The organism is Nitrospira sp. BLG_2 (assembly GCF_049222245.1).
Genome location: NZ_JBLYIG010000665.1, coordinates 1 through 3,475 on the forward strand (window position 1 = coordinate 1; position 3,475 = coordinate 3,475).

The 3,475-nt window shown below is 54.1% G+C and carries 6 protein-coding genes; all 6 read right to left on the reverse strand.

From position 1 onward, the window contains the following. On the reverse strand, positions 1-563 hold a 563-nt coding region (locus ACOSYY_RS17580), incomplete at its 3' end, for a GIY-YIG nuclease family protein (protein ID WP_421664132.1). An 85-nt stretch (positions 564-648) separates the two neighbouring features. Beyond that, positions 649-1,035, reverse strand: coding sequence for a four helix bundle protein (locus tag ACOSYY_RS17585; RefSeq protein WP_421664134.1), 387 nt, complete (start codon positions 1,033-1,035; stop codon positions 649-651). A gap of 54 nt (positions 1,036-1,089) precedes the next feature. Beyond that, positions 1,090-1,959, reverse strand: a complete 870-nt coding sequence (gene dapF / locus ACOSYY_RS17590) for a diaminopimelate epimerase (RefSeq protein ID WP_421664135.1) — start codon at positions 1,957-1,959, stop codon at positions 1,090-1,092. 208 nt (positions 1,960-2,167) lie between these two features. Then, positions 2,168-2,575 (reverse strand): VOC family protein, encoded by a 408-nt coding sequence (locus tag ACOSYY_RS17595; RefSeq protein ID WP_421664136.1) that lies wholly within the window; start codon positions 2,573-2,575, stop codon positions 2,168-2,170. 64 nt (positions 2,576-2,639) lie between these two features. Then, positions 2,640-3,119 (reverse strand): GNAT family N-acetyltransferase, encoded by a 480-nt coding sequence (locus tag ACOSYY_RS17600; protein ID WP_421664137.1) that lies wholly within the window; start codon positions 3,117-3,119, stop codon positions 2,640-2,642. Positions 3,120-3,125: 6 nt separating this feature from the next. Beyond that, positions 3,126-3,475, reverse strand: a 350-nt coding sequence (locus tag ACOSYY_RS17605; RefSeq protein ID WP_421664138.1) for a polysaccharide deacetylase family protein, incomplete at its 5' end; no start/stop codon positions are given.

The following is a 3,475-nucleotide window of genomic DNA, read 5'->3' on the forward strand; positions in this document are numbered from 1 at the left end:
TGGTACTCTTCCTTCGACTGGTTGCCGGTGCAGGGCGCCATGCATCGCTTGATCTCGAATTCGATGCAGGCGCGGTCGGCGGTCCCGTCAATATCGATCGTGCATGTGGCAAGGGGAAAGACGTGTTTGATGACCTTCAACGTCTCCCGGAGCGCGTTGGCCGGTGTATAAGGGCCGTAGTAGAGGGCTCCGTCTTTTTGCACGCGGCGCACGATCGAGAGTCTTGGAAAATCGTCTTTGACGGGCAGCCGCACATAGGGATACTGCTTGTCGTCTCGCAGCACGATATTGAAGCGGGGTTTGTAGCGCTTGACCAGATTGCTCTCAAGAATCAGGGCTTCGAGCTCGGATCGGGTCACCATTGTCTCCAGGTCGGTGATGTGGCTGACGAGAAGATTGGTCTTGAGGCTATGGTCGGCACCTTTCTGGAAATAGGATCGGACGCGGTCGGCGAGCACCGCGGCTTTTCCGATGTAAATGACGTCTCCGTGCTCGTTCTTGAACAAGTAGACGCCTGGGCTGCCGGGCAGGTGGGCAAGTTTGGATTGTAGAGTGTCGGTCATTGGTCACTGGTCATCGGTCATGAGGTACAGCATAAAAAAGCATCCACATAAGAGACATCATTGTACCGTCTGGTAAAGGAAGAGGCTATTCAAGACCGGATGATGTTTTGGAAGACCCTATCGCTCTGATATAGGCATTGAGCACTCGAGCAAAAGTGTCCAGCTCCGGACCTAATTCTTTATGCTGCCTTTCTGAGATATAGTTCTCATCGCGGCATGTTATGAGGTGGTCCATCAATTCGCAGGCAGAGCCGCGAGCGATTCGGCAGAACTGCACATTTTCCTTGTAGTGGTACCTGCCAAATCCCTCTGCGATGTTTGAGGTAAGCGAAACCGACGCCGCTTTAATCTGAGCAGCTAGATTGTATTGTTCATGGATAGGCAAGGTTTTCGCGATTCCATAAAGCTTTTTTCTGAGGTCTCTGCCGATCTTCCATACTGTAAGGTCATGGAATGATTTGGCGATCGCCATGTTTTTTCTCAGCTGCCTTTTACCAATGACTAATGACCGCTGACCAATGGCTTTCTATCGTAATACTCGCACGAACGACGGACTCAACGTCCCCCGCGCGACTTCGGCCACCGGGCCTTTCATGGTAAGGCTGAAGTCGACAGCCACATCGATATTCAGGACCCCTCCCGGCATCTTCACGGTCACGGGGCTCCTCACAAGTCCCAAGCGGACCGCGGCGCTGGCTGCGGCACAGGATGAGGAGCCGGATGCCTGCGTTTCTCCGGCGCCTCGCTCCCAAATCAAAATGAAAATCTCCCTAGGCCCCGTTGGAACAGCCAGCTGCACATTAGTCCGTTTAGGAAACAGCCCGTGGTTTTCCAGGACCGGCCCAAGCGTCAAAAGTTCTTCCCGGGACCAGGATTCACCAGCCGGCTTGAAGACGACACAATGTGGATTACCGACGCTCACGCCGGTAAAGGTCAAGGTCCGTCCGGCGGCTTTGATCGGCTGCTGAATCAACTCAGGAACCTCAAGTGAACAGGGGAGAGCGTTCGGCTTGAACGTGGCGATCCCCATTTCGACGGTCGCGGCGGCTGCATCGCCATGTCGGTCTACATGCAGCTCAATGCGGACCAGTCCGCCCTTTGTCTCGACTGTGAAGCGCTTCTTCTTCGTTCTCCCAGTGGCATGGAGGTAGCGCGCAAAGATCCTGAGACCGTTCCCGGACTTTTCCGCCTCGCTGCCGTCGGGGTTGAAAATGCGCAGCCCGAAATCGGCCTTCTTGGAAGGAACCAAGGCCAATATCCCGTCGCTGCCTACGCCCCAATTGCGATCACAAATGGCTTTAATGTGTTTGGGGGTCAATTTAAAGGTCATTTCATGAGGATCCACTACCAGATAGTCATTGCCGAGACCATGTCCACGGAAGAAACCGTTCTTCATCGGTGCTCCTTTTCAGAGGGTTGCGTACCGCTCAAGCGTGACAGAGGGTAGTTACCCGTTAGTCACTGGTCAATAGTCATTGGGGGGAAGGTTCTGGGTTAGCAGCCAAAGGAGAATGGCAGCGGGAAGAAGTTGAACGGTCATTGGTCCGTTTCTTTGCCTCTTCGACTTCTACTAATGACCATTGACTGATGACCAATGACCATCTTTAGACGATTTTCACGCCAGTCGGCCGTTCGATCAGCTCGATCTCATAGCCGTCTGGCGCGTCAATGAAGATGAACCGGCTGCCGGAAGAGGTTGTCGTCGGGCCATCGGTAATCTTGACACCCTTGGCATTGAGCGAGGCAATCGTTTCCTCCAGACTTTCGACTTGAAAGGCCAGATGAACGAGATCTTCCTGCACTTTCACCGGCCCACTGGGAGGGAAACTGGTCAGTTCAATCAACTCATCACTATTGGGTGTTCTCAAGAAGGCGAGGTGTGACCCCCGTGGAGAAGTTTTCCGCTCGATCACTTCGAGACCCAGCACTGCCGTGTAAAACCGAATGGTCTCGTCCAAATCGCTGACCCGCATGCGAGTGTGAAGCAACTTTTTGACGCGCAAATCAGTCATTGGTCAATCAATGGTTATTGGAACGGTGGACACTCCCATCATACCAATGACGAGTGACCAATGACTATTGCTCTTTTCCTCTGGCGGGTCCTGCCGTCTTGCGGAGAAGCATCTCAGCACTCCCTGGAATCAGAAAATTTGGCATGGGGCCGATTTCCTGATAGCCGTGTTTTTTGTAGAAGGCTCTAGCCGATATGTTGAAATCCGACACGCAGGCAAAGAGGTTTTTGGTTCTCTTAAAGACCAGCTCCTCGACGTACTGCAACAGGTGGCCGCCGATGCCCTTTTGACGAGCCCATACGGCCACTCCCAAGAGCTCCAGATAGTCGCCCAGGAGAAATTTCTGCTTCACGATGGCGACGCCCGCCACTTGCCCATCGAGGAGAGCGACATAGCAGTCTCTCCCTTGTGGAGTCGGACAGAAAATGCGGTTCCAATCCTCCTTCAAGTAACCGAGCCTCTTCCAGGGATCGGACTCACCGAGCAGCTGGACGACGGACTCTCGATCGTCCGGATCCATGTTTCTGATACCCGAGTCAGTCATATGGGTTCAGGGAGTGCAGTTCAACAGCTCGCTCACGGTCATGGGTTGGAGTCCTTTCCGAGGCAGGATGTCCGATGTGAGTCGTTCAATCACCTGCCGAGTTTGCTTGCCTTTTCCGTTCGCATGGAAGACGATGATGCTCCCCGGCTTGGCACGCGCGGTGACTCCGGCGAGAATCCGCTCGGCGGAGGCCAGGGGGTCAGGATCGCCTGATTCGATATTCCATTGGACGAAACGCAGGCCGAGCATGTTCACCACGGCGACGGTCAGGTCGTTATATTCTCCATACGGTGGCCGAAACAACGTCGCCTCATGGGCATAGTGTTCGCGCAACCGTTTGATGGGGCCAAGAATCT